24 protein-coding genes and 8 tRNA genes are annotated in these 25,244 nt (G+C 52.2%); 8 read left to right on the top strand and 24 right to left on the bottom strand.

Annotated features, from left to right (window positions below; all coding sequences use genetic code 11):
- The first annotated feature begins 182 nt into the window (after positions 1 to 182).
- Positions 183 to 1,259, top strand: a complete 1,077-nt coding sequence (locus tag Q5741_RS12040) for a bifunctional 3-deoxy-7-phosphoheptulonate synthase/chorismate mutase (RefSeq protein ID WP_305024340.1) — start codon at positions 183 to 185, stop codon at positions 1,257 to 1,259.
- Positions 1,260 to 1,318: 59 nt separating this feature from the next.
- Here the strand turns inward: Q5741_RS12040 and Q5741_RS12035 are convergent, their stop codons facing one another.
- Complete coding sequence (locus Q5741_RS12035; RefSeq protein WP_305024339.1) at positions 1,319 to 2,554, bottom strand: MFS transporter; 1,236 nt, start codon at positions 2,552 to 2,554, stop codon at positions 1,319 to 1,321.
- A gap of 141 nt (positions 2,555 to 2,695) precedes the next feature.
- On the opposite strand from Q5741_RS12035, the gene Q5741_RS12030 reads away from it, so the two are divergent.
- Positions 2,696 to 2,953: a YqkE family protein gene (locus tag Q5741_RS12030; RefSeq protein ID WP_305024338.1), complete on the top strand. Its 258-nt coding sequence runs from the start codon at positions 2,696 to 2,698 to the stop codon at positions 2,951 to 2,953.
- Between the two features lie 60 nt (positions 2,954 to 3,013).
- A complete protein-coding gene (locus tag Q5741_RS12025; RefSeq protein ID WP_407074355.1) occupies positions 3,014 to 3,658 on the top strand; it encodes a peptidylprolyl isomerase in 645 nt (214 codons plus the stop codon).
- 54 nt (positions 3,659 to 3,712) lie between these two features.
- Here Q5741_RS12025 and Q5741_RS12020 read toward each other — a convergent pair whose 3' ends face one another.
- On the bottom strand, positions 3,713 to 4,390 hold the full coding sequence (locus tag Q5741_RS12020) for an MgtC/SapB family protein (protein WP_305024336.1): 678 nt from the start codon (positions 4,388 to 4,390) through the stop codon (positions 3,713 to 3,715).
- A 141-nt stretch (positions 4,391 to 4,531) separates the two neighbouring features.
- Positions 4,532 to 5,935 carry a molybdopterin-binding domain-containing protein gene (locus Q5741_RS12015; protein WP_305024335.1) on the bottom strand — a complete coding sequence of 468 codons (1,404 nt, stop codon included), beginning with the start codon at positions 5,933 to 5,935 and terminating at the stop codon, positions 4,532 to 4,534.
- A 225-nt stretch (positions 5,936 to 6,160) separates the two neighbouring features.
- Between Q5741_RS12015 and Q5741_RS12010 the strand changes: the two genes are divergently transcribed.
- Positions 6,161 to 6,952 carry an SDR family oxidoreductase gene (locus Q5741_RS12010; protein ID WP_305024334.1) on the top strand — a complete coding sequence of 264 codons (792 nt, stop codon included), beginning with the start codon at positions 6,161 to 6,163 and terminating at the stop codon, positions 6,950 to 6,952.
- Positions 6,953 to 7,020: 68 nt separating this feature from the next.
- Here Q5741_RS12010 and Q5741_RS12005 read toward each other — a convergent pair whose 3' ends face one another.
- Positions 7,021 to 7,821 carry a YwaF family protein gene (locus tag Q5741_RS12005; RefSeq protein ID WP_305024333.1) on the bottom strand — a complete coding sequence of 267 codons (801 nt, stop codon included), beginning with the start codon at positions 7,819 to 7,821 and terminating at the stop codon, positions 7,021 to 7,023.
- 67 nt (positions 7,822 to 7,888) lie between these two features.
- Positions 7,889 to 8,554: a M50 family metallopeptidase gene (locus Q5741_RS12000; RefSeq protein ID WP_305024332.1), complete on the bottom strand. Its 666-nt coding sequence runs from the start codon at positions 8,552 to 8,554 to the stop codon at positions 7,889 to 7,891.
- Between the two features lie 118 nt (positions 8,555 to 8,672).
- Here Q5741_RS12000 and Q5741_RS11995 point away from each other — a divergent pair, with 118 nt between their 5' ends.
- Entirely contained in the window at positions 8,673 to 8,885 is a 213-nt protein-coding gene (locus Q5741_RS11995) for a hypothetical protein (RefSeq protein WP_305024331.1), read from the top strand.
- A 151-nt stretch (positions 8,886 to 9,036) separates the two neighbouring features.
- Here the strand turns inward: Q5741_RS11995 and Q5741_RS11990 are convergent, their stop codons facing one another.
- The 4 genes from Q5741_RS11990 to Q5741_RS11975 form a co-directional block, all read right to left on the bottom strand.
- Positions 9,037 to 10,311, bottom strand: a complete 1,275-nt coding sequence (locus Q5741_RS11990; protein ID WP_305024330.1) for a methyl-accepting chemotaxis protein — start codon at positions 10,309 to 10,311, stop codon at positions 9,037 to 9,039.
- Positions 10,312 to 10,395: 84 nt separating this feature from the next.
- Positions 10,396 to 11,748 carry a hemolysin family protein gene (locus Q5741_RS11985; protein WP_305024329.1) on the bottom strand — a complete coding sequence of 451 codons (1,353 nt, stop codon included), beginning with the start codon at positions 11,746 to 11,748 and terminating at the stop codon, positions 10,396 to 10,398.
- Positions 11,749 to 11,883: 135 nt separating this feature from the next.
- Positions 11,884 to 12,543, bottom strand: coding sequence for an SGNH/GDSL hydrolase family protein (locus Q5741_RS11980; RefSeq protein WP_305024328.1), 660 nt, complete (start codon positions 12,541 to 12,543; stop codon positions 11,884 to 11,886).
- 65 nt (positions 12,544 to 12,608) lie between these two features.
- Complete coding sequence (locus tag Q5741_RS11975; protein WP_305024327.1) at positions 12,609 to 13,526, bottom strand: PD-(D/E)XK nuclease family protein; 918 nt, start codon at positions 13,524 to 13,526, stop codon at positions 12,609 to 12,611.
- A 197-nt stretch (positions 13,527 to 13,723) separates the two neighbouring features.
- Between Q5741_RS11975 and Q5741_RS11970 the strand changes: the two genes are divergently transcribed.
- Positions 13,724 to 14,302 (top strand): M15 family metallopeptidase, encoded by a 579-nt coding sequence (locus tag Q5741_RS11970; protein ID WP_305024326.1) that lies wholly within the window; start codon positions 13,724 to 13,726, stop codon positions 14,300 to 14,302.
- Positions 14,303 to 14,330: 28 nt separating this feature from the next.
- On the opposite strand, the gene Q5741_RS11965 is transcribed toward Q5741_RS11970, so the two are convergent.
- Positions 14,331 to 15,974, bottom strand: coding sequence for a PucR family transcriptional regulator (locus Q5741_RS11965; protein ID WP_305024325.1), 1,644 nt, complete (start codon positions 15,972 to 15,974; stop codon positions 14,331 to 14,333).
- Positions 15,975 to 16,224: 250 nt separating this feature from the next.
- Between Q5741_RS11965 and ald the strand changes: the two genes are divergently transcribed.
- Complete coding sequence (gene ald, locus Q5741_RS11960) at positions 16,225 to 17,355, top strand: alanine dehydrogenase (RefSeq protein ID WP_305024324.1); 1,131 nt, start codon at positions 16,225 to 16,227, stop codon at positions 17,353 to 17,355.
- Between the two features lie 84 nt (positions 17,356 to 17,439).
- Here ald and Q5741_RS11955 read toward each other — a convergent pair whose 3' ends face one another.
- The 6 genes from Q5741_RS11955 to Q5741_RS11930 all read right to left on the bottom strand — a co-directional run bounded on the left by Q5741_RS11955 (position 17,440) and on the right by Q5741_RS11930 (position 23,423).
- Positions 17,440 to 18,144 carry an ABC transporter ATP-binding protein gene (locus tag Q5741_RS11955; protein WP_305024323.1) on the bottom strand — a complete coding sequence of 235 codons (705 nt, stop codon included), beginning with the start codon at positions 18,142 to 18,144 and terminating at the stop codon, positions 17,440 to 17,442.
- A complete protein-coding gene (locus Q5741_RS11950; protein ID WP_305024322.1) occupies positions 18,141 to 18,920 on the bottom strand; it encodes an ABC transporter ATP-binding protein in 780 nt (259 codons plus the stop codon). Before Q5741_RS11950 ends, Q5741_RS11955 begins: the two co-directional genes overlap by 4 nt.
- A gap of 50 nt (positions 18,921 to 18,970) precedes the next feature.
- Positions 18,971 to 20,248 carry a branched-chain amino acid ABC transporter permease gene (locus Q5741_RS11945; protein WP_305024321.1) on the bottom strand — a complete coding sequence of 426 codons (1,278 nt, stop codon included), beginning with the start codon at positions 20,246 to 20,248 and terminating at the stop codon, positions 18,971 to 18,973.
- A gap of 7 nt (positions 20,249 to 20,255) precedes the next feature.
- A complete protein-coding gene (locus tag Q5741_RS11940) occupies positions 20,256 to 21,242 on the bottom strand; it encodes a branched-chain amino acid ABC transporter permease (RefSeq protein ID WP_305024320.1) in 987 nt (328 codons plus the stop codon).
- Between the two features lie 163 nt (positions 21,243 to 21,405).
- Positions 21,406 to 22,575 (bottom strand): branched-chain amino acid ABC transporter substrate-binding protein, encoded by a 1,170-nt coding sequence (locus Q5741_RS11935; RefSeq protein WP_305024536.1) that lies wholly within the window; start codon positions 22,573 to 22,575, stop codon positions 21,406 to 21,408.
- Positions 22,576 to 22,916: 341 nt separating this feature from the next.
- Entirely contained in the window at positions 22,917 to 23,423 is a 507-nt protein-coding gene (locus Q5741_RS11930; protein WP_305024319.1) for a mismatch-specific DNA-glycosylase, read from the bottom strand.
- Between the two features lie 216 nt (positions 23,424 to 23,639).
- Between Q5741_RS11930 and Q5741_RS11925 the strand changes: the two genes are divergently transcribed.
- Complete coding sequence (locus Q5741_RS11925; protein WP_305024318.1) at positions 23,640 to 24,428, top strand: SDR family NAD(P)-dependent oxidoreductase; 789 nt, start codon at positions 23,640 to 23,642, stop codon at positions 24,426 to 24,428.
- A gap of 46 nt (positions 24,429 to 24,474) precedes the next feature.
- Here Q5741_RS11925 and Q5741_RS11920 read toward each other — a convergent pair.
- The 8 genes from Q5741_RS11920 to Q5741_RS11885 all read right to left on the bottom strand — a co-directional run bounded on the left by Q5741_RS11920 (position 24,475) and on the right by Q5741_RS11885 (position 25,154).
- A tRNA-Gly gene (locus Q5741_RS11920) sits at positions 24,475 to 24,545 on the bottom strand.
- 5 nt (positions 24,546 to 24,550) lie between these two features.
- Positions 24,551 to 24,627 (bottom strand) — tRNA-Pro (locus Q5741_RS11915).
- Between the two features lie 28 nt (positions 24,628 to 24,655).
- A tRNA-Arg gene (locus Q5741_RS11910) sits at positions 24,656 to 24,732 on the bottom strand.
- A gap of 3 nt (positions 24,733 to 24,735) precedes the next feature.
- Positions 24,736 to 24,810, bottom strand: a tRNA-Gly gene (locus Q5741_RS11905).
- 11 nt (positions 24,811 to 24,821) lie between these two features.
- Positions 24,822 to 24,906 (bottom strand) — tRNA-Leu (locus Q5741_RS11900).
- A 9-nt stretch (positions 24,907 to 24,915) separates the two neighbouring features.
- Positions 24,916 to 24,991 (bottom strand) — tRNA-Lys (locus tag Q5741_RS11895).
- Between the two features lie 7 nt (positions 24,992 to 24,998).
- Positions 24,999 to 25,073 (bottom strand) — tRNA-Gln (locus Q5741_RS11890).
- 8 nt (positions 25,074 to 25,081) lie between these two features.
- Positions 25,082 to 25,154, bottom strand: a tRNA-His gene (locus Q5741_RS11885).
- Positions 25,155 to 25,244: the final 90 nt, after the last annotated feature.

Raw genomic sequence — 25,244 nt, 5'->3', positions numbered from 1 at the left:
TGATAATTATAACTGCTCACCTTACAATATAGGTAAGCTAGTCGGTCGTATACATACAGCTTAAGTGCACCCTGCCAGGGTCATCAGCGCGGCATTCGTCTACCCAGGCGGATGCCTTTTGGCTGTTGCTGATCGAGCATGCATGACTCATGCCATAAACATATCGGGAAGGACTGAAGAACATGACGGAGAATCAATTGGATCAGCTGCGCGGTCAGCTGGATCAGGTCAATCTGCAGCTGCTTCACTTGCTGTCAGAACGTGCCCAAATCGTAGAAGAAATCGGCAAAATCAAGGAGCAGCAGGGTGTACCGAAGTTTGACCCGGTTCGCGAACAAGAGATGCTGAACAAGCTCGTTGCGAACAACCCGGGACCTTTTAACGATGCAACGATCCTGCAGCTGTTCAAGGACATTTTCAAAGCTTCGCTCAGCCTGCAGGAAGAAGAACACAAGAAGCACCTGCTTGTCAGCCGCAAGAACAGTCCGGAAGATACGGTAGTCCAGGTGAAAAATACGTTCATCGGGGGCGGCTCATCCGTAATGGTTGCAGGCCCCTGCTCGGTCGAGAGCTACGAGCAGACCCGTGAGGTGGCGGCAGCGATGAAGAAGGCCGGGGTTCCCGTCCTGCGCGGCGGCGCCTTCAAGCCGCGGACGTCACCGTATGACTTTCAAGGACTCGGCGTAGAAGGTCTCAAAATTCTGAAGCAGGTTGGCGATGAATTCGGACTTGCGACGATCAGTGAGATTGTAACTCCGGCCGATATCGAAACAGCAGCCCAATACATCGATATTATCCAGATCGGTGCCCGTAATATGCAGAATTTTGAACTGCTCAAAGCGGCTGGAGATCTGCGCATGCCGATCGTGCTGAAACGCGGTCTGGCCGCTACGCTGGAAGAGTTCCTTCATGCTGCCGAGTATATCGTATCCCGCGGCAACAATCAGGTTATCCTGATCGAGCGCGGAATCCGGACCTATGAGAAATGGACCCGCAACACGCTCGACATTTCTGCGGTGCCGATTCTGAAGCAGGAGAGCCATTTGCCGGTGCTGGTGGACGTGACTCATTCCACGGGCCGCAAGGACATTCTTGCCCCGTGCGCAAGAGCAGCACTGGCTGCAGGTGCGGATGGAATTATGGTCGAGGTGCATCCGAATCCGGCTGTCGCCCTTTCCGATGCACAGCAGCAGCTGAACATCCCGCAGTTCTTCGACTTCCTCGACAACGTGAAGGGCTCGGGCTTATTCAACGGTTAATCATATGACGAAAGCCATGGTGCCGAATGAACGGTCTCCATGGCTTTTTTTGGTATGCTTCAAGAACGTGCCTGTGTCCGCTGCTCCACCAATTTCCTGGATGCAGCCGGCTTGAACATCAGATTCATCCCTTTCACCTTGAACAGCAGGGCCACGGCCAGCAGCAGGATTCCGTTGATCACGAATACCCAGCGGATGGCTATCACGTCACCCAGAATCCCTCCGATGATCGGTCCAGCCATCGTCGCGATCTGGGATGAAGATTGATTCAGGCTGAAGGCGCGGCCGCGAAACTCCGGCTCAGTCATCTGAACGATCAAGGCGTTAATGGCCGGATAGACCCCTGCAAAAAATAACCCGTAACCAAAACGCAGTATTCCGAACCCGACGTAACCGGTTACGAAGAACTGCAGAATATTTCCGATTCCTCCGCCAATAAGGCCGATCATCAGCACTTTGCCATAACCTTTAGCGGCTCCAAATTTCCCCCAGCGCGGAGCCATCAGAATCGTCGCAATTCCGACCGCGGAGAAAATAATCCCTGAGGTCAACGATGCATCATTTTTATCCACGCCCATTCCAATGACATACACCGTCAGCAGCGGCTCCAGCAGCATGACCGAAAAAGTGCTCACAGCCATGAGCAGCAGCAGGGTCACAAACGGCCGGTTGGCAAAAGCATGCTTTACATCATCCATGACATGGGAACGCGGCGCTGAACGGTTAAAATTATGCTCCTTCGCCCCGTAAGTGGCAACGAGCGCAGCAATTAGGACGATCGCCGCAGAGAACAGAAAGGCGTTACGGCTCCCGTAATAATGAGAGATCAGTCCCCCAAGAAGCGGGCCTAGAATACTTCCCGTTGCACCTGAGGTGGACATAATCCCCATAGCATAACCGGACTTCTCCTCCGGTGTATTCGTGCCAACCAGGGCAATCGCAGCAGGAACGAACCCTGCCAGCAGCCCCTGAAGCACCCGGATGCCCACGAACAGATAAGGGTCATATACAAAATAATTAAGCAAATACAGCACTGCCAGGCTGAAGCCCGACCGGATCAGCATCGGCTTGCGGCCGTACTTATCCGCTAAAGATCCCCAATAAGGTGAAATCAGGGCACTGGTCAGGAAGGTAATCCCGAATGCAATTCCGGACCATGTGGTCAGATTCTTATCAACGCCAAGCTCTGTATTCAGGAAAATAGGTAGAAAAGGAATCGAAATGGAATACGCCGAGCTGCAAAAAAATACGCCAATCCAGAGCACAACCAAATTCCGTTTCCACGAGTAATCCATTATGCATCACGCCCTCTCTGCTGCCTTCCATTTTACTCCAGTAACCGGTAATGTCCACCTTTAAACCTCATATAAGTAAACATGACAACTGGTACAGGAGACATGAAACTGCTATAATTTACGAAAAACGGAGATGATGATATGGCGAAGAGAAAGCAGCCGACGCCCCCTTCCCGTACGGTGGAGGACAAGCCTGCCACTTTAAAGGACCTTCTCAGCCGTGATGTTCTCGACAAGCTCAAGGCCCAGGCAGACGAGGCCCGGGCACAGCAGGAACAGAAGCTGGAGGAAGAGCGCAGCCGCAAAGAAGAAGCACGCCGCGCCGAGCAGAAACGGCTGGACAATGACTTTGAACACCTGCTGAACAACAGCCAAATGGATTGGCACAAATTCAAATAACGCCAGGCCCTTCCCAGGGCCTGTTCTTGTGATTAATTAGGAGGAAAGATCATCATGAAGTTGAACAAAATCGCTCCCCGCAGCAGCTACCGGCTCCTGCTCAGTCTGACCCTGGTTCTGCTGCTGCTCGCTGGATGCGGGACCAAGCCGGTACCCAAGGAGGTTACCAGCGCCAAGGGCGATCATCCTAATCCGGTTGTCACGATTGAGATGGACAGCGGCAAGACCATTAAGCTGGAGCTGTATCCGGATATAGCTCCCAATACCGTGAACAACTTCATTTCTCTGGTTAACAAAGGCTTCTACGACGGCACAATCTTCCATCGTGTCATTCCTGGCTTTATGATCCAGGGCGGCGATCCGAAGGGTGACGGCACCGGGGGTCCGGATTACAGCATCCCGGGTGATTTCTCCCAGAACGGCTTCGAGAATAACCTCAAACATACCCGCGGCGTGCTGTCGATGGCCCGCAGCGCGGATCCGAATTCCGCCGGCTCACAATTTTTTATCATGGTTGCGGATGCTCCGAGCCTTGACGGTTCCTATGCGGCTTTTGGCAAGGTGACCGAGGGAATGGACACGGTAGATGAGATCGTAAATCTGCCCCGCAATGAGAATGACCGTCCGAATACGCCTCCGGTGATGAAAAAGGTGACCGTTGATACGTTCGGTGTCAACTATCCGGAGCCGCAGAAGACCAAATAGTCAAAGCAGCAGAACAGCAAAGGCCGTACGCATTAGCGCGTACGGCCTTTGCTGTTATTTGGCCTCAACCGATTCAACAGCCCCCAGCTGTTGAATGAATGGAAGGAGCTCCTCCACCCCTTCCGCACCTCCGGCCAGTTTTACTCCGGCATTAACCGTGATCAGATCACGGTCTTCCTTACTGCGTTCCGTGCGGAATCCGCTCACACGGACTCTGTTCTCCTTCAGCATCTGCAGAACGCTTTCGATCGCCCCCGGCTCATTCCGCACCTGCATTTCGAGCCTGTGGGTCGACGGGATGGTCTTCCGGTAAATGCGGCTGTGCATCAGGGACTGAGCCAGAACCAGCATAATGGTACAGCCCACGCCGACAGCATACAATCCGGCGCCAATGCCCAGACCAATTCCGGCCGTCGTCCAGATTCCCGCAGCGGTCGTCAGCCCCTTAATCATATTCCGCTGGGTGAAGATCATGCCTGCACCCAGAAAACCGACCCCGCTGACCACCTGTGCAGCTACACGCGAAGGATCAAGCGATACATTTTGCCAGTTTCCGAGATCTTCGAAGCCATATTTCGAGACGACCATCATCAGAGAGGCGCCAATCGCTACTACGAAATGGGTTCGGACGCCCGCCTCTTTCATCCGGCTCTTACGCTCATAACCGATCACAGCCCCGCATACACCAGCCAGAAGCACTCTAAGCTGAAATTCCCATTGTATCCATTCCATTCCCTGCATCACCTCCGTTACGAAGCCGTTGTGCAAGTATTGCTGTCTTGGTTTAACGGTTATTTAACCGCATCGGACGGGACTTTAAAACATCGTCAACTTTTACATAACCTATTCTTGCATTCTCAATTAACACATCATTTATTCCTCGACGGGTTCCTTAACCGGAACTACCCGGTCTCCGGGCGTGTGATGGGCACGCCTGTCCTTGAACAGCCACAGTTCCGGCGTATCGGTTATCCCTTCCAGCTGGATACCCAGCGGACCCGCAGGCAGTCCGGGAATACGTAACAGAAGCCGATTGCCATCCGTACGCACAGCGGCAGCCTCTATTTTCTGCGGACTGCCCTGATCGAAACCTGTTATGAGCAGGTTCAAGCTGGCCGGTTCCTTCACCGGGGCAATCCGCTTGCTGAAGGACAGCACCAGTTCTTCCTCCCCTATCCGGCGGGCGGTGAGCAGGAACGGAGGTTCATCATACATGTAACCGCCGATATGATATTCGTAGGCGGTCCATCCGTTGAACCCCTGTACCTGAACTGACCTGGCAAATTTCTGCAGCCAGGTTCCGCTCTTCACCATGCGGCGGCTGGAGCCGATATCAGCCTGAATGGCGATAGGCAGATCCGGGCTTATCCGCTGGATCGGAGCCGCCAGCTTCCGGTAATGCTTCACATAATCCGGGCGCAGCCACCGGCGCTGCCAATCCGGCCAATGGGTCTGCAGCACATGCATATCCGGCTGCACCTTGGCGATCATGGAAGCAGCATCCATACCCTGCCACTCCCGCAGGCGAGCTTGCGCATGACGGCCTGTTACCGCAAGTGACCAGGTGGCTGCCAGAAGATCCGGCCGCATGGATCGTGCGCCTTCCGGTCCGTTAATAATACGGTGCACCAGCTCATTGACCGCATCCACCCTCATCTCCACCCATTCCTGATACAGCTCCGGCACCTTGCGGTAATAGTTATCGGCCTGTCTGTCACGGAATTCGGGCAGCGGCGCACCGCAGCGCTTACGGAAAGCTTCTGCCGCGTGGCGGCTGAGGTCACCGTATGTTCCTGTACGCAATCCCTTCCATTCCGGAAAATACGGCTCCGCCACCTCAATTCCGTCGAAGGGGTAACGTGCGACGAGTTCGCCGGTACGGCGGCTTTTCCACGCCACATACTCTTCGGCAAAATGAGACAGCCGCTGAAACCCGTCCTTCGTCTCCTTCAGCAGCTCCATCTTCCAGCTCTCCCATCCCGGCGGCAGCTGCGCTGTGCCAAAAGAGCCATTACCCAGCACCATCGCCCATACCGCTATTCCTCTTCGCTGACAGGCTTCAATCAGAGGGCCGTTAATTTTACGTTCGTCCACGACAAAATACCTCACCGTCCGGTACCCGGCCAGCTCCAGCTCCTCAGCTATACTGTCTGCAGATCGGTCAGCATAATAAGGAAACAACGGATCAATCTGAATGCTTGCTCCTCCCAAAGCCCACGGCTTCACTCGGGATATGCGCTCACGGCATCTGCGCTGCGGCTCCAGTTTAATTTTCACAGATTTCCCCTCCCTTCACGTTCTTGCTCGTTCCAATTTTCAGAACGCTCTTGATTCTTTTTTACCCTTTTTGTCATGTTTGAATGGTTTGCCTTCACCTTTTTGATGTCAGTCTGTCTATGACCTTTGATTTCAAGTCCTGTCCAGCTTCCCTCCATCTGATTCATTGCCTGAGGTGCGGGTATTCTTATACAGACTATATCCATTTATCGGGAGGTATGCAGAATGGCAGATTTAAGACTTCAGGGTAAAGTAGCTGTTGTAACGGGCGGGGGCTCAGGCATCGGACAAGCTTCGGCGATCAGGTTCGCACAGGAGGGAGCCCGGGTAGCCCTGCTGGACCGCACCGTCGAGCACGCCGAGGAGACCCGGCAGCAGATTGAGCAGAACGGCGGCGAGTGCCTCATCATAGAATGCGATGTGTCCAAGCCGGACAAGATTGAAGAAGCCTTCCGCCAAGTTGCTGAGCAGTGGGGACAGCTTGATGTTGTGTTCGCGAATGCAGGGGTGAACGGAACCATGTCGCCCATCGAGACGATGGAGATCGAGAACTGGAATTCCACCATGGACATTAATCTGCGCGGAACTTTTGCTACTGTTAAGTATGCCATCCCTCATCTGAAGGAAAAGGGCGGCAGCATTGTGATCACCAGTTCCATTAACGGCAACCGTACCTTCTCGGGCATCGGTTTCTCTGCTTATGCCTCCACTAAGGCAGCACAGGTTGCTTTTATGAAAATGGCTGCATTGGAGCTCGCTCAATACAAGATTCGGGTGAACGCCATCTGTCCGGGTGCGATTGATACAAAAATCAATGAGAAAACCGGCAAAACGGATGATCTGGAAGAAGTGAAAATTCCGGTTGAATTCCCTGAAGGCGATCATCCGCTCAAAGGAAAACCGGGCACCTCTGATCAGGTAGCCAACCTCGTTCTCTTCCTCGCTTCTGATGAAGCCTCCCATGTAACGGGGACGGAAGTATATGTGGACGGTGCCGAATCCCTGCTGCGGGGATAAGCATCTCCCTTTTTATAGTAAAACCCCCTGTCCCAACGGACAGGGGGTTTTAGATTGATACACTGTAATTACCCCGGCGGATCCGGAATCAGCTCCGGGGCTGGCGAATTTAGGCTCTGTTCGGAGGCTTCGGCCGGTTCTGTCTCTTTTTTCACCTCGCGCTTCCTGACAAAAAACAATCCATACATCAGGCTGAACAGGCCGAACGCCAGCACTTCCTCTGCTGCAATGTAGTACGGATAGGGACCAAACCAATCCAGTACGGACGGTGTCGACGGCTTACCCATCAGGAACATATAGTTGGCACCGATCAGGGCATCCACCATTCCTACTGCCAAAGCCAGGAGGTTCAAAAACACCATTGCAATACCAACCGACCGCCAGGTTGGCCTGAACCCCTCCACCCATGTCATATAGAGCGGCGTCAAAATAATAGCACCATGCGCAGCGAAGAACTGCAGAAATCGGTAATGCGGAAACGCATAACTGAGGTTCGGTGTAAGTACAGCCTGCAGCGCCCCCATAAAGCCGGCGAAAAGCACAATCTGATAGAGCAGTCGGCTGCGGGTCAGCAAAAGCACAGCCGCCAGCACCAGCGAGACGCTGCAGAGCTCCAGCGGGAGTGTCGTCCTCGCATCCCAGACACCGCCGTGTACGTACCAGACATCAAGCGTTACCTCGCTGACGACCAGCAGGACCAGCAGTCCATAACGAACAGTCAGTCTGGCCCTGTGATGGTGGGCCAGCTGCTTTCGGCCCAGGTAAAGCAGCATAGCAGTCAGGAGAACTATAGCTGCTGCTGTCCAGTGTGATGCCGAGAAAGCCGTAAACACAGCAGGATCGAACGGATCCAGCCAGGAAGGTGACATGGTACAGCCTCCCTTCATTTCCCTTTTTCATCCATTATAGTAATAACGAGTGTAAAAGGGAATGCGGTTATCGCCTTCGTCTGCGTAGGAACATTCCAAGTGCCCAGCGGGCACACAACAGAGCAAAGATAAGAAAGACCGCTGCCCAGAAGATGGCAGGGATTCCTGTCATCCTCGCCAGATTGGCTGCATCCCCCGCACTGCCTGGTGCGGACAGGGAGCGTGTAAGGAGGTATACCGGACCTACAACGGACTCTTCCAGAGTCAGAAAAGCCAGCAGCCCATAATAGAAAACCCGAAGCCAGGCCGGACCATATTGAATCAGTGCGGTAAGGATAATAAAGCCGATCAGCCAGAATAAGCCGTAACCTTCACGTACATAGAACATCAGCAGCAATGCCGCAATACCCAGCAGCAGCCACAGCCCACGCTCATATCTTTTCCGGCTCATCCAGTAGAAGAGCAGCAGTGCGCAGAGCGAGGCCAGCATGTAACCTGCCAATCCGGTCAGGACACTGCTCCAGGTTGAATACATCGTCGAGTAGGTCACTCCGCTGTGGTCAGCGTTCAGCACAATCCGCTGCACATGTCCTGATGTCAGCAGGGTCACCAGCGCATGCCCCGCTTCATGGATCATCGTATCGACCGTACGGAACAGATAGCTAAATGGAATGAAGCGGGTCAGTACAGCTGATCCGACCAGAAATAGAATGGTTTTCAGCCACTTGTTCATTCATGTCCCCCTTTAACGTTGCCCTAATCCTGATAAGGATTTATCATGATATTGATGCACCATTGATTTTTGAATATTTGTCATCCATCATACACTATCTTCAAAGGAGACTGAAATCATGCCGACCACCCGGGTTCTTTTGACCGATTCCGACTTCCAGGAGGCTCTAGATCGGGAACTATCCATTCGTGTATTTGAGGATGATCATCTGGTCAGCAGCGGCGGGACGATTATCCGCTTTGACGATCAGATAGTTGCTATCCAGTCCAGCGTTAGCGATCTGCAGTATCATTCCCGCAGCACCTGCGAGTTCTTCGAGATCCGCTCCTGATTCCCGATCATCCATTGCTTGTTGAAGGTCCGGCTCTACAGCCGGGCTTTTTTGCAACTTGAACATGTACATTTAAAAAGGATGCTCCAGGCCGGTGAGCCTGAAGCATCCTTAGTTATCGATATGAGGCTTTGAATACGTATAGCTGGGATCAGGACACTTTGAAAAACTTCGTCTTCACCAGCAGCTTCTCTGTCAGCGTCTTCAACTCTTCCGATGAGGAAGTAATCTCCTGCATAATCGCGGTCTCTTCATGGGCTGCCGTGTTGATCTGCTTGGCCTGTTCTGCGAAGAGACCGGCCATATCCTGAATTTGATTCATATGGCGGTAAGTCAGCTCAACACGGTCGGTCTGCTTGGAGACCGTGGATTCCATCAACCGGATTCCATCGATAAAATGAGCAACCGTCGCCGTGAGATGCTGCAGCGTCTGCTCCACAGAGCGTGTCCGGCTAGCTTCTTCGGACACGAGACTGCTCTGGTCCTGAACCAGCTGAACGGTAGAACGGATCTGCTGCTGAACGCGGTCGATCAGCTCGCTGATCTGCTGTACAGACTCGGCGCTTTGCCCGGCTAGGGTGCGGATCTGCTGGGCTACGACCGCGAAGCCGCTGCCCTCCTCACCGGCTCGCGCAGCCTCTATAGATGCATTCAGTGCCAGCAGGTGCGTCTGTTCAGCAATGTCTTTCACCGTGAAGGTGATTTTCTCAATATGAGATGCTTCCTTCTCCAGACTGCGAATCATGTTCTGGGAACGCTCATGAGATTGTGTAAGGTCTTCCATGCCGTCCAGAAGCGAGCTGAAGATCGACTGGGTATCCGACACGGACTCTTCCATGCTCCCGGTCAGGCGGCGCATCTCTTCAGACTTGTTACGCATGGACTGAAAGTCATGCAGCATATGATCTGCTGTCTCCAGGGATTCTTCAGATGCCAGCCGCTGCCGGTCCGCCCCCTCAACAATCCCGTCGACTACGTTCGTCATCGCTTCAATCTGGGAGGTAGCATGCGTAATCGCCTGACTCAGTGTATCTGCATTCTGGGAAGTAGTATTTGTACTATAAGAAATATCGTCAATCATATCCTTGATGTTATCCACCATGCTGCGGAAGGAATCGTACAGTATCTTGATCTCGTCCTCCGAACTTCGCTCCGGCACCGTAATACCGAGATGACCGGAAGAAGCCTCCTGAGCAATACTGGCCAGCTTCACAATAGGCTTGGTTAAGAGCCGCGAGGTCAGCCATCCCAAAATACCGCTCCATAACACCCCAAGCAGCAAAATTATGCTGACATAGAGCCAATCTGACATATGCGGGGCAAGCCATGGCTTAAGTGTAAAAATAAAAAACGCGCTGGTCCCGTACGTTATCGCAGATATAAGGACAAATCCTGCTACCATTTTCATGCCTAAATTCAATTTCACACCGTCACCCCAACCCCCAAATTTAAGGACAGTCTACCAGAAAAATGGGTCTGTATTTGTGACCAATTTAACAGACAAGCCACATTACTGATTCTTATCGGCTGGGTCGCCCGTTTTTTTTAGGCGTTCACCTTCATTAACGCGCACCGCTTCGATCCGCCCCAGGCGGTGGCCCTGCTTCTCCAGTGCTGTTAGGGTCCATTCGTCCACCTGCATGCGCTCTCCTTCACGAAGATCAAATTTGCGGGACAGCATCCAGCCCCCTAAAGTGAACACCTCACTGTTCTCCATATCAGTTCCCAAGAGACGATTGACATCATGAATCAGAACCTGGGAGCTAAACAGATACCGGTTGTCGCTTTCCTTGCTAATCAAAGGTGTTGCTTCCGACTTCGGATCCGAATAGGACGGAATGTCCCCGACAATTTCTTCCATAATATCCTCCAGTGTCACCATCCCCGATGTTCCGCCATATTCATCGAGCAGGACTGCTACCGGGATACGCCGCTTCTGCATTTGCGCCAGCAGGTCCCGGGCTTGAATAGTCTCAATCACCTGCAAAATGGGCTGGATATAAGGCGCGATCGGCTGTTCCGGCCCCTGCTGCCTGCGGGCAATCTGGTGCAGCGTCTCTTTCACATGGAGCAGACCGACGATCTGATCCCGGTCCCCTTCCATCGCAACAGGCAGGAAGTCGTAGGCTTTGGCGTCAATCTCTGTGAGAAAATCAGCGGCCGTCGCGTCATGGGCAATGGCGACAATGCCGGTCCGCGGTACCATGATCTCCCGGGCCGCACGGTCATCAAAGTCAAACACATTATTCAGATAACGGTATTCTGTCGGTGTAATTTCACCGCTCCGGTAGCCTTCTGACAAAGCAATCCGCAGTTCGGCTTCACTTAGTGCAGCATCCTCTTCAGAGACCGGCTTGATCCCGAACACGCCTGTAATCAGGCGGGAAGAACGGCTGAGAATCCAGTTGAACGGATATGTAATTTTATAGAATACCGTCAAAGGGCGCGCGAAGAATAAAGCCATCGGTTCCGCCACCTGAATGGCGAAGGTCTTCGGAACCAGTTCACCGATCACAACCTCCAGGTACGTCAGAATGAGGAATGCGATCAGGAAAGACAAGATGCTTTCGATCGAACCCGGGAGATGGAACAGGGAGAATACAGGATGCAGAAGCTCCTCAACGGTCGATTCCCCGAGCCAGCCCAAGGCCATGGACGTTAAAGTCGTCCCCAGTTGGCAGGCAGACAGAAATTCATCCAACCGGGAAATAATGTTCTTCACCGCAGCTGCGTTTTTGTTGCCTTCGGCCACCAGCTGGTTAATCCGCGAGACACGGACACGGATAATGGAATATTCAGAAGCAACAAAAAATGCAGTACAGGCAATTAAAAGAATAACCAGAATAATATTTACAGTTTCCACGGCTGACTCTTATCCCGCTTTAACGGAATAAGACGCACCTCCTCGGTTTATGACATGATATATATAATCTGTCATTACCCATTTTCGATGCGTCCTACTAGATCGTGTTTATTTCATTGCTACCATACGAATGAGCTACGAGCGGATGGCCAGCGGGCTGCCCTGTACCACCTCCAGCCAGCGCCCGGCAATAAGCTCGTGTCCTGCAGCCGTCGGATGGACTCCATCCCACAGCCAATAAGCCGCTTCAGCCCGTTCCTCCGCCTGATTCAGGGCATCCTGCAGCGGGACGAAGACAGCCCCGAATTCTGCAGCCAGCGCCTTGGTCGCTTCCTGATATTGGCCGACCCGCTCCTGCCACTGCTCCCATTTCTCCTCGGTTGCGCCCGTGCGCAGAATGAACGGCTCACACAGCACCAGGCCCGTTTCCGGCAGTACTTCACGTGTCTCCTGCAAAAGATGGCGGTAGGCCCGTTCAAAACGGTCGGTCACACCGCTCGGCTCTCCATTCATACTGCGCCACGCGTCATTCACTCCAACCAGGATGCTGAGCAGATCCGGACGATGGCTGATGCAGTCCTCGTTCCAGCGCGCATACAGGTCTGAAGCCCGGTCCCCGCTGACTCCGCGATTCAGGAATACCGGCTGCTGATCGGCCAGCTCCTGCCCCAGTCGTGCTGCTATGATATAGGCATAACCATGACCGAGAAAATGATTAGGATCATCGTTGCGGGAACGTCCCCCGTCGGTGATGGAATCCCCCTGGAATAAAATTGTTGTACCCTTTGCTGACATGGTCTCACTCCCTCTTCAAGAATCGAGATTATTTTATCATGATTGCAAATAGGTTGGATACGTTTTCACACTTCCCTGTATGCACAAATCTCCCGGTAATTGCACTCTCCGCATACTCTTCTTGAAGGCATTGGTGTAAAAAAGGATATCTCCTTCGGACGGTTATAGTAATTATCTGCGAGGCAGACCTTCATCTCTTCAATCTCATAACGGACACGGTTCTCAACCGCTTCAATGTCCTCGCGGGTCACGGTATAATCCTGATGCTCCCCGCTCACGAGATACTCTACCCGAAGTTCGATCTGTTCGAGCGGAACATTATATTTATCCTGCACATAGGCGGCATACAGATACAGTTGATCTGTAAAGTCGTCCTCCCGTCCCGTTTTCCAATCCACGATAACCAGGTTCCCGCCGCTCCGCCGGTACAGCAAGTCCATCTTGATATAGACCTTAGTGTCGTACAGCGTCATCGTATCCCATTTCTCGATCTCCAAAATGCTGCAGTCCCTGCTGGTGACATCCTTCCAAGACTGTGATGTATACAGATGTTCCACACAAGCCTGCTGACGTTCCCGAATCAGGGCAATGCGGTCATCCAGACGTTCGTCTTCATAGTAAATTTCGGACAGCATCACGCGTTCACGGGGATGCTCCTGCCAAGCCTCCCGCTGCATGGACTGTTGGTACGCCTCATTCAGCTGCTTCTTCATGGCAGCGGCGAGAAATTCGAGCCGCGGTACACTCTGATGCTCGTCCCACTGCCGGATGGATGACTCACACATCCGATGTGCCAGATCACCGAATACCAGGTAGAGATTGCTCATCTGCTTTAACCGATAGATATGCACCTGCTCCGGCGTCCCCTTGTCAGCGCTCCAGCCGTTATGAGCCCCGTAATAATGATAATAATATTTACGCAGGCATTCATTGAACATGTTGGCTCTGGACTGCGAATAGGACCACTGCGGATACATTGCCATGTCGCATCCCTGCCTTTCAAGCTTAATTTTCCGAATTCTATTTTACCATATGGCCGAAAATGAATGATCAGATATTCCCAGTTTATATCCATTATTACTTCTTAAGGCCTGCCTGCAAGGAGGGCTTTTGTTTTGTGTGCCATTCACGGTACAATATCAGTTGATGCACTTATCCATACCAACAACAGGAGTGACTTATGCAACGCAAAATGTATCGCAAACGCACCAGCCGGCTGCCCTGGTTACTGATATTTGCCGGATTGGCTTTTATATGGATCTGGACCGACGGCCTATCCTGGCTTGAAGATCACACACAGAAAAAAAGAATAGACACGACTCCCGTTAGCGGGCTTGATCCAGCCGTCCTCCGTGCCAAAAATGAACTGGTACAGCAGGTACGCGCCAAAGGCATTCATATGATGATTACTGAAGGTTTCCGCAGCCCGGCCGAGCAGGATAAGCTCTACAATCAGGGACGGACCACGGCTGGCAAAGTGGTTACCCAAGCCCGCGGCGGCGAATCTTACCACAACTACGGCCTTGCAATCGATTTTGCCATCCGGACACCGGACGGCGGAGTTGTCTGGGATATGAAGTATGACGGCAACGGCAATGGCATCCCCGACTGGTCAGAGATCGTCACGGCCGCCAAAGCCCTCGGTTTTACATGGGGTGGAGATTGGGCGGATTTCCCCGACTATCCTCATCTACAGATGGATTTTGGCCTCAGCATCCGGGATTTGCAGCGCGGTAGAAGGCCGCCTCACATGGAATAGGCCGCTAACCGTGCTATTTTTCATATTCTCAGGGCTGCATCTGCAGCATTCGGTAGGCCAGCAGCGCCATCTCCAGACACTGCCGGGTTTCGGACTCGAGCAGATTGCCTCCGATCAGTTCTCCGATTTTATCCAGCCGGTTATATAGCGTCTGCCTGTGAATGAACAGCCGCTCCGCCGTTTCCCGCTTCGAACCGAAACATTGGTAATACATCTCAAGGGTCTGCACCAGCTGCAGCTGGTGTTCCCTGTCATAGTTGATCAATACCCCCAGATGATCCTCCACAAACGTTGTCAGCATGGACTTCGCAGGTACAGCCTTCAGCAGCTGGTATATACCCAGCCGGTCATAGAACAGCTGTCCTTTCATTGCCGGCACACTGCGCGTTACCTCTATAACCTGATAACCCTCTTCAAAGCTGGCCCCCGACAAGATCATCCGGTTCCGGTAACGGCCAAAGCCTGCATGAATGCGTATCCCTTTTCCCTGCTCCTCCGCGTACCTTTTCAATTGACTTACAATGCTGTACAGGGCCTCAGTCACTCTTCCCATGGATTGCTGATGGACAGCTTCCTTGGCACACAATATATAAATCTGGTTTCCTTTGGGCATCACCAGATTGTGCAGACCATTCTTCTTGAGCAGCGAGCGGAGCAGAATCAATATATCCTGATGGACGGCTTCGCGGCTCTCCTGGACTAGCCCGCCTGTCAGAGCTTCAATCTCCAAGACACCTCCGGCAAACCGGTATTCCCCCTTCATCAGCACTCTTAATCCCATCCGGCTCTGTGCCTGTTCCTCGCTGGCCAGGCTGCCGCTCAGCAGATCCTGTATGAGCTCGTTCTGGCTGCGCTGCAGCTTCTCCTCTAGAAACTGGGTGCGAAGCACCAGGGTCGCTGCCGCCTTCGCTGTATAGTCCAGCAGCAGCGGCATCGCTTCGGTTGGTGTCTGATGGAGAACCATGCCTACCGCTGAGAAAATCTGGCCGAAACAGACGACTGGCTGGAACAGCACCGAGCTCCCATCCTCCATTCCAAAGAGCAGCAGCTCATCACCGGCTGCCGCAGGCTTGTTCTCCACCTCCTGCTGGTATAGCGTGACAATCGCTTCACTTTGCCGGGAAGACATGGCAGGCACATAACGGTTCGTCTCCAGAGAAGAGATATAAACCACGGGTCTGGAGACCGTCTCATGAAGCTGACGCAGCAGAGCTGTCACATCACTGCTGCGCTGTGTCTGCTGCTGCAGCCTCCGTGAAAAGTTCTCCAGATCCCTGAGCAGCTGATGCTGACGATTAATCAGAAGCGAGTGAATATCCTGCGTAATCTCCACAAAGCGGACAGGCTGTTCAAAAATAATCAAGGGGAAATCATGCTGGTCGGCGAGCTCCATCACTTCCTGGGGGACCTGGTCAATGCTGGTGCCGAATTCCACACACAGACCCGCTGCATCCTGCATCATCAACTGCTCCATATACTCCAGGCGTTCGGCCGTGTCCCTCTTCAGCCACAGGCCTGTGGAGAGAATCAAATCATTCGGATTGACGAAGGGCTGAACGCGGGTAATCTCCAGCACATGCACCCAGCCAACCCTGCGTTCAATTCCTCCTGCTCCTGCCGCCAAACGTGCACGCTGGAAGATTGGACGCTTCAGCATGTCCCGAATCGTCAACGTTTGATGTACTGCGATAAGGATCACCCTTTCCTGAATCTAGCTACATCTACGTTATATTTGGTAACACGTATTCTCGATTGTAAATATAGATTACAGCCCTGTTCACCATAATGTCGACTATCAAATTAATAATCTTATACATTTTGTATGATGCAAGTCCTTCTTATCGTCAGTACACTGGAATCAAAGTTAACATAACCACTCAGCTCCTACTAGCTTGACCCATTCCCTGAAGAGGTGATTCCCAATGATGATCGGTATCCCCAAAGAAATCAAAAATAACGAAAACCGTGTCGCTGCAACACCTACAGGCGTCGCACAGCTGATTCAGCATGGACATTCCGTACTGGTGGAACATCACGCCGGTGCAGAGAGCGGCTTCCCGGATGAAGCTTATGCTGCAGTTGGAGCCTCCATCGTTGGTCAGGCATCTGAGGTGTGGGGGCAGGCCGATATGATTATGAAAGTAAAAGAACCGCTCCCTGCCGAGTATGGTTTTTTCCGCAAAGGACTGATTCTGTTCACCTACCTGCACCTGGCGGCCGAGTCTGCTCTGGCTCAAGCCCTGGTGGAGAGCGGGGTTACAGCGATTGCCTACGAGACGATTGAAGTCAACGGGACCCTGCCGCTGCTGACACCAATGAGTGAGGTAGCCGGCCGGATGGCCGTACAGATTGGGGCTCAGCTGCTGGAGAGACCGAAGGGCGGCAAAGGTATTCTGCTCGCAGGTGTACCTGGTGTACAACGCGGGAAGGTGGCTATTATCGGCGGCGGTGTTGTTGGCACCAATGCAGCCAAGCTGGCTGTCGGCCTTGGGGCAAGCGTGACCCTGCTGGACCTGAGCTTAAGCCGCCTGCGGCAGCTGGACGACATCTTCGGAAGCCAAATCACTACCCTCGTCTCCAATCCGCATAACCTAGCACAAGCGGTAGTAGATGCCGATTTGCTGATCGGAGCTGTATTGATCCCAGGTGCAAAAGCACCGAAGCTTGTGACCGGAACCATGGTCCAGGCTATGAAGCCAGGTTCTGTTATCGTTGATGTCGCCATCGATCAGGGCGGGATCGTCGAGACTATTGACCATATTACGACTCACGATAACCCAACCTATATTCGGCATGGTGTGGTACATTATGCTGTAGCAAATATGCCGGGCGCCGTACCGCAGACTTCCACAATCGCCTTGACCAATGCAACGATGCCATTCGTACTTCAATTAGCGGACCTGGGCGCCGCGCAGGCTATCCTCGGCAGCCGGGCTCTTCAGAGTGGAGTGAACGTCATGAACGGTCATGTTACGTTCCAAGCTGTCGCCAAGGACTTGGGTTATACCTACGTGCCTGTAGAAGAGGTGCTCCGTTCAGCAGTTGCCCGCTAGACCCCCGAAATTCACAAAACCTCTCGCCCGTGATATGAACGGAGGAGAGGTTTTGTGGTATGCATATTTTCATATGGGCTTTCTTCAGGCCAGATAAGCCTCCTGGATCTGATCGTTGGCCAGCAGCCGCGCTGCATCATCCTGCAGAATGATCTCTCCCGTCTGAATGACATAACCGCGGTGTGCTACCTGGAGCGCCTGATATGCATTCTGTTCAACCAGCAGGATGGTCATGCCATCCTCGTTCAGCTCATGGATAATGTCAAAAATTTGGTCCACTAGTACGGGTGCCAATCCCATCGACGGTTCATCCAGCAGTAGAATTTCCGGATTCATCATCAGTGCCCGCGCGATCGCCAGCATCTGCTGTTCACCTCCGCTCATCGTGCCACCCGCCTGGTGGTACCGTTCCTTGAGCCTTGGGAAATATGCGAATGCCTGCTCAATGCGCGTTTTGATCAGCTTCTTATCCTTTACGGAGAATGCGCCCATCTCCAGATTCTCCTTCACCGTCAGCTTCGGGAAAATTTTTCGTCCTTCCGGCACATGGGCAATACCTGACCCCGCGATCCGGTGCGGCTGCCAGGAGGAGATCTCCTTGCCTGCGAACCAGACCTCTCCCGTCATCTTCGCCTGTCCGCAAATGGCCTTCAATGTGGTCGATTTCCCCGCGCCGTTCGAACCGATCAGCGTTACGATCTCACCCGGATTCACGGTCAGAGTAATGCCGTGCAAAGCATGAATAGCTCCATAGTACGCATGGACTTTCTTCAATTCGAGCATGCTCATGGGTGCACACCTTCCTCTACAGCACTTTTCCCAAGATAAGCTTCAATAACCTTCGGGTTGGTGCGAATATCCGCGGGTCCCCCTTCGGCAATCTTCTCTCCGTGATCCAGAACGAGAATGTGATCTGACAACTCCATCACCAGCCGCATATCATGCTCAATCAGAATGATAGAGATTCCCTGCTCGGTCTGAATACGGCGAATCAGTCCGGTCAGCTCTGCTGTCTCACGCGGATTCATGCCTGCTGCAGGCTCATCAAGGAGCAGAACTGTGGGACGGGCGGCCAGAGCCCGCGCAATCTCCAGGCGGCGCTGCGCGCCGTAGGACAGGCTCCCAGCCTCATCGTTGAACCACTGTTCCAGTCCAACATAGTGCAGCAGACGGTAAGCTTCTTCCCGGGCCTCTTCCTCCTCTCTGCGAACCCGCGGCAGATTCAGCAGGGTGCCCATGATGCCCGAATGAAGCCGGGTGTGCATGCCGACCATTACATTTTCCAGGACCGTCATACTGCCAAACAACCGGATATTCTGAAAAGTACGTGCGATGCCGCGGCTCGTGATCTGATCCGGCTTCACCTTCACGATAGACGTTCCATCCAGTTCAATCTCGCCTCCATCCGGCACATAGATCCCTGTGATCATGTTGAAGAACGTCGTTTTCCCTGCGCCATTAGGTCCGATGACCGCCGATATTTTACCATCCGGAAAATCAAACGTCACTCCATTCACAGCTACGAGACCGCCAAATGTCTTCTTCAGCTGACTCACGCTCAGCATGAAATCCTCCTCCTCTTCTGTACCTGATCACAGCAGCACCTGTCTTATCGTCACAGTTTTCTATTGACCGTCTTGACTGCAGAAGTGCCGGCAGCAAGCCTTCTGTCCTCCTGCTTCATCCGGATCTTCCGGTTCTTCGAAGCAATTAATCCATTCGGCCGGAACACCGCGACAAGAATCAGAATAGCCCCGAAGATGAGGCGCTGCATTTTGGATGGGGAGAGCGCATTCGGCACGTTGATGACCCCTCTCATTGTCAGCTGATTCAACCAGTTGGTGAATTCGGTGAGGACCTGCAAATTCAGAATGGTAACCAGACTCGCTCCCAAGATAACACCTGGTACGCTGCCCATCCCACCCAGAACAACCATCACGAGAATCGTTGTAGATTCGATCAGTGTGAAGCTGGTCGGATCAATGAATGTCTGCTTCGCTGCGAACACGACGCCCATCATACCGGAAAAGGATGCCCCCACCGCAAACGCCGTCAGCTTGGTCCGGATGAGCGGGATGCCCATCGATTGAGCGGCAATTTCATTCTCTCGTACTGCTTTCCAGGAACGTCCCAGACGGGAATGCTCCAGCCGCCGAACAGCGAAGATGACGACCGCCAGAATAACCAGTACGATAAAATAAAACTGATGCGGAAATGTAAACTGCAGTCCGAACAAGTCGGGAGGCTGAATAGAGGAGAGCCCCATTGCCCCGTTCGTAATATTCACCGGCTTCTCCAGATTGTTGAAGATAATCCGTATGATTTCTCCAAATCCGAGCGTGACAATTGCCAGATAGTCCCCTTTGACCCGCAGCACCGGAAGACCGAGCAGAATGCCGAAGATTCCGGCGAGAAAGCCTCCGATCAGGATGAATAGCCAGAAATAACCGCCGGACAGCGGGAAAATATCCCCCGAGATCAGGTTATTGGCCTGCCCTGTGGCAAAGATACCATACGTATAGGCACCAACCGCGAAAAAGGCGACAAACCCCATATCCAGCAACCCTGCAAATCCAACGACAATGTTGAGGCCCAGTGCCATAGCCACATAAATTCCGCATTGGGCAGCCACTTCCATATACGATTCATAAGAAGGTCCTCCGGAAGTGGCAAAAGGAATAATGACCGCCAGCAGAACTGCCGCGGCTGCCCATTTCACCGTATTGCTGAACGATGTGTAATACAGCAGCAGCAAGGAGGCGAGCAGGAGCAGAAAAGCAATGACAGACTTATCCGTCAGATACACGGCCGCCGAGGTGACGAGGACGAACAGGATCAGCAGCACCGCCTGTGCTGTTCGATTGCTTTGCAGCATCTGTTGCAGTTTATCCATCCTCCACCTACACTTTCTCTTTCAGAGCCTTGCCGAACAGCCCTTCCGGTTTGAAGATCAGAACCACAATCAGAATCAGGAAAGCAAACACATCCTTATACTCGGCACCAAAGTTGCCATTTGTCAGCAGACCCAGATTGGACGAAGCAAACATTTCGAGCAGCCCGATGACCAGACCGCCGAACATTGCGCCGCGGATGTTGCCGATGCCTCCCAGTACAGCAGCCGTAAATGCTTTTAAACCGAGAATAAAACCGATATATGGATCAATCGTGCCATACTGCTGGGCAAAGAGCACCCCGGTAGCTCCTCCGAGAGCTGAACCGATGAAGAAGGTCAGCATAATGACCTTGTTGACATTGATAGACATTAACGAAGCTGTCTCGCGGTCCTGTGCTACCGCGCGCATAGCAACGCCCCATTTGGTCCGGTTCACGAACAGATCAAGGCCGACCATCAGCAGTACGGTGATGAGCAGGATAATTACGGTGTTCATTTTGAGCGAAGCATCCCCAAACGCTCCACTGATGGAAGATGTGGGAACCGTAATTCGCTCGCTGTACAGGGAGCTGCTGTTTATAATGTAATTGCCGGTCTTCAGCTCGGTGATAAAACGCACCACATCCTGAAGCACAAAGGATACCCCGAATGCGGCAATGAGTGATATCAGTTTGGGCGCCTTACGCAGCGGCCGATAGGCGGCACGTTCGATCCCGACGCCAAGCAGTCCGGTAAACATCATGGCCGCGAGTATAATGATGGGGTACAGCAGCCAGGCAGGCATCGCCCCTCCCCACCCCATCTGCTGGGACAGGAACAGCACCGAGGTTCCGATAAAGGCACCTGTCATAAAAATTTCCCCGTGAGCAAAGTTTATCAATTCCAGAATGCCGTAAACCATGGTGTAACCTAGTGCAACGACAGCATAGATAGCCCCCAGGGCAAGACCATCGATCAGGACCTGGGGAAGTGTCTGCAGGATACTTGATAGCATAGAACTGCTCCTTATTTTGAAGAGTCATATTTTCACGAGCAGCCGTCCGGTTTACTCACCCTAGGGATTTAAAAACAGAGCCAAAAGGAGGCCCCATCAAGGATGCCTTCCTCCTGGCTGATGAACCATACTACCTATAAAACAGTCTGGATTTCTCTTCTGCTCATTTCTTGCTGATCTCCGATTCCAGCTTACCCGGATAGGCTGCCGTTTCGAATTTATAGATGAACACTTTGGCATAGGAGTTGTCACCGATATCATCAAAGCTTACCTTAGTGGCTACACCTTCAAAATCCTTGGTGGCTCTTACAGCATCCCGCACCTTATCTCTTGCCGGCAGCTTGCCGCCGTTGTCCTCAATGCTCTTCTTGATGGCTTCCAGCATGACGGACATAGAATCATAGGCGTAGACGGAATAGCCTTCCTGCTTCTTATTGAACTTCTGTTCATACTTGTCAGCCCATTGTTTGCCGACGTCAGACTTCGTAATATCCCCTGCAACAGAGCTGTAAAGCGAACCTACCACATCATCGCCAGCCACTTCCACCATACCTGATGAATCGAGCGCATCTCCGCCCATGAATGGGGCTGTTATGCCTTTGTCCCTTGCCTGCTTCACCAACAGACCGCCCTCTGCATACAAACCTCCGAAGAAGACAAAATCCGGGTTCTTGCTCTGCACGATGTTTAGCACCCCGTTGAAATCTTTTTCTCCAACTGTAATGCCTTCATAACCCGAGATGGTCGCTCCAAGCTCCTTCGCCGAGTCCCTGAAGGCCTCTGCAAGACCCTGTCCGTAGGCCGTTTTATCCTGAATGACAAATATGTTTTTTGCGCTGAGTGTCTTTACCGCATATTCCGCTGCTGCCGGACCCTGAAAATCATCTCGTGCCACGACGCGGTTGGCTACTTTGAGTTTGCGGTCTGTGAAGTCGGTAGCCGTACTGGCCGGGGAAATCATGGGGATGTTGTACTTCTCGTAAACGACAGAGGAAGGAATGGACACACCTGAATTCAAATGACCGATAACGCCAAGGACAGCCTGATCGGCACCGATCTGTTCGGCATTGGCTACCCCCTTCTTGGGATCACCCTGATCATCATAAGGCACCAGCTCCAGACTGAAGCCCAGCTTCGAGAACTCCTCCTTATGATCTTCCAGCGATAACTGTGCGCCCAGTTTGATGGCCTCTCCTTGGATAGAGCTGCCTCCGGAGAGTGGCGATTGGGTAGCAATCTTAATGACCGTTCCCTTGCTGTCCCCTCCCGATGAGCCAGAACTCGCTGCGTTCGTTCCACTACTGCTATTACTGCTGCAGCCTGCCATGACCATTCCCACAATCAACGTTAGTACCGCCAGACTTTTTCTCTTTGACTTCACTCAAAGACCACCATCGCTTTCTTAATGTTAGTTTTATTAACATAATATGGTACGTAGTCTACAATTAGTATACACAGGAAGCAAAGGGCTGGCAATTCATTTTTTATGTTTTTTGCAGCTGTATTTCGTTATTCACTTATATTTTCTGCATGAAGTCACAAGATAGATCAGATTTTGTAAATTAAACATTGTAATATTTATGTCATTTTAGAGCAGTCATGCGGAAAAGGATAAAATTTATGTCAAAATAGATAACACAAAAATCTCTGCGGCGGTGAAGCACCACAGAGATTTTATTTTTGTATGAAATCATTCAACTGTTTATAGATACTTATAATTTCATCGATGGGCATACGCACCAGACCGCTGGAAGACGGGGCTACAAACTCCTGCATTTCCTTGATAACCGGTTCAGATTGGAATCCCCACGGAGACTGGCTTCGTCCGCTGTATTCCTTGTAAACCCCTTTTCCGACAAAGCAGGCGATCTGCGGTTTATAGGTTTCCAGCTTCTTTCGCAAAATTTGTCTGCCTTGCTTGTACTCCTCACGAGATATATCATCAATTCCCTTGGTTGGACGAGCTACAATATTCGTAAATCCGTATCCCAACCGCAGCAAATCCTGATCTTCGGAAGGGTCATACAATCTGGGCGTTAACCCGGAGCGGTGCAGGATTCTCCAAAAGTTATTCCGGGGATTGGCATAGTGATGGCCAACTTCTCCTGACCTTATGCTGGGATTAAAACCGATGAAAACAACAGACAGTCCGTGATCCAAATGGTCGTTCACCTGGGGCATCCTGGTTCACCTCTCCTGTTTTGAAGCCCGCTGCTTCTCTCTCGTACAATTGTATACACACCACTAACATAACCGATTTCTACCTTTAACAATCATAGCTGCTGTAAGCATCTCTGTTTCAAGGTGAATTGGCCGGGTAATATAATTACCGGTTCATATGGAAATCCAGATATAAACGCCAAGCTTAAGTTATGGCAGAATGGAGTGTGGAGAATCATGACAGAACGAATGCATCACAAAATCGCCCTAGTCACCGGAGCTGGCTCCGGCATCGGAAAAGCAGCAGCCTTACGCCTTGCTGCTGAGGGTGCCAAAGTAGCCGTTGTCGATCTTCATATCGATACGGCCATGGAGACCAAGACAGAGATTGAACAGCAGGCCGGCCAAGCCATTGCGATTCAGGCGAATGTATCCGATCCTGAACAGATACAAGCTGCTTTTCAACAGGTGATCGATCAATGGGGACAGTTGGACGTCGTCTTTGCCAATGCGGGCATTCTAGGTGCTGTAGCCCCTATTGAGGTCTTGCCTGTCGAGGAATGGGATCATACTATAACGAATAACGTCAGAGGTGCTTTTGCGACAGTGCAGGCAGCCATACCTCATCTCAAGGCGAAAGGCGGCAGTATCGTTCTTACCAGTTCAGTCAGCGGCAGCCGTCAATTTGCTCAACCAGGATTTGCCGCGTACAGTACTTCCAAAGCAGCGATCAGAACCTTTACCAAAATGGCCGCACTGGAGCTGGCCCAATATCATATCCGTGTAAACACCGTCTGTCCGGGACAGATTTCGACGAATATTTTTGAGTCCGAAAAGGAGTATACTGAGATCGATCAGATTCACATTGACGCAGAGTACCCTGAAGGGGACATACCCCTTTCCAAGAAACCCGGATCCCCTGAAGAGGTTGCCAGCACTGTTCTATTTCTGGCGTCCGATGAAGCCTCGCATGTTACGGGGACCGAGATTTATATTGATGGAGCGGAAACCCTTCTTGTCGGTTAAAATACAAAAAAGAGCTGCAAATATGCAGCTCTTTCTTTTATTCAGAAGCGGGTGATGGGAATCGAACCCACGCTACCAGCTTGGAAGGCTGGAGTTCTACCATTGAACTACACCCGCATATATGGTCGGGATGACACGATTTGAACATGCGACCCCCTGGTCCCAAACCAGGTGCTCTACCAAGCTGAGCTACATCCCGACAATATTAAATCCATCCAGAATAAGAATGGCGTCCCCTGAGAGATTCGAACTCCCGGCCTTTTGATTCGTAGTCAAACGCTCTATCCAGCTGAGCTAAGGGGACTTATGGAGCGGACGACGGGAATCGAACCCGCGACCCTCGCCTTGGCAAGGCGATGCTCTACCGCTGAGCCACGTCCGCGAAATATAGGATGCGGTCGAGAGGACTCGAACCTCCACGGGGGGTTAGCCCACACGGACCTGAACCGTGCGCGTCTGCCAATTCCGCCACGACCGCATAATATAATGGTGAGCCATGAAGGACTCGAACCTTCGACACCCTGATTAAAAGTCAGGTGCTCTACCAACTGAGCTAATGGCTCATAAAAATGGCTGGGGATATAGGATTCGAACCTATGCATGACGGAGTCAAAGTCCGTTGCCTTACCGCTTGGCTAATCCCCAACATAAAGGGCGATCGATGGGACTTGAACCCACGAGTGCCGGAGCCACAATCCGGTGCGTTAACCCCTTCGCCACGACCGCCATATTTATGAGGTAAAACTGGTGGAGGCTGATGGATTCGAACCACCGAACTCGTAGAGAGCAGATTTACAGTCTGCCGTGTTTAGCCAC

The organism is Paenibacillus lacisoli, from assembly GCF_030580655.1.
Classification (GTDB): Bacteria; Bacillota; Bacilli; order Paenibacillales; family Paenibacillaceae; genus Paenibacillus; species Paenibacillus lacisoli.
The sequence above is the reverse complement of the archived record's forward strand: the minus strand, read 5'-3'. Positions and strand labels throughout refer to the sequence as shown.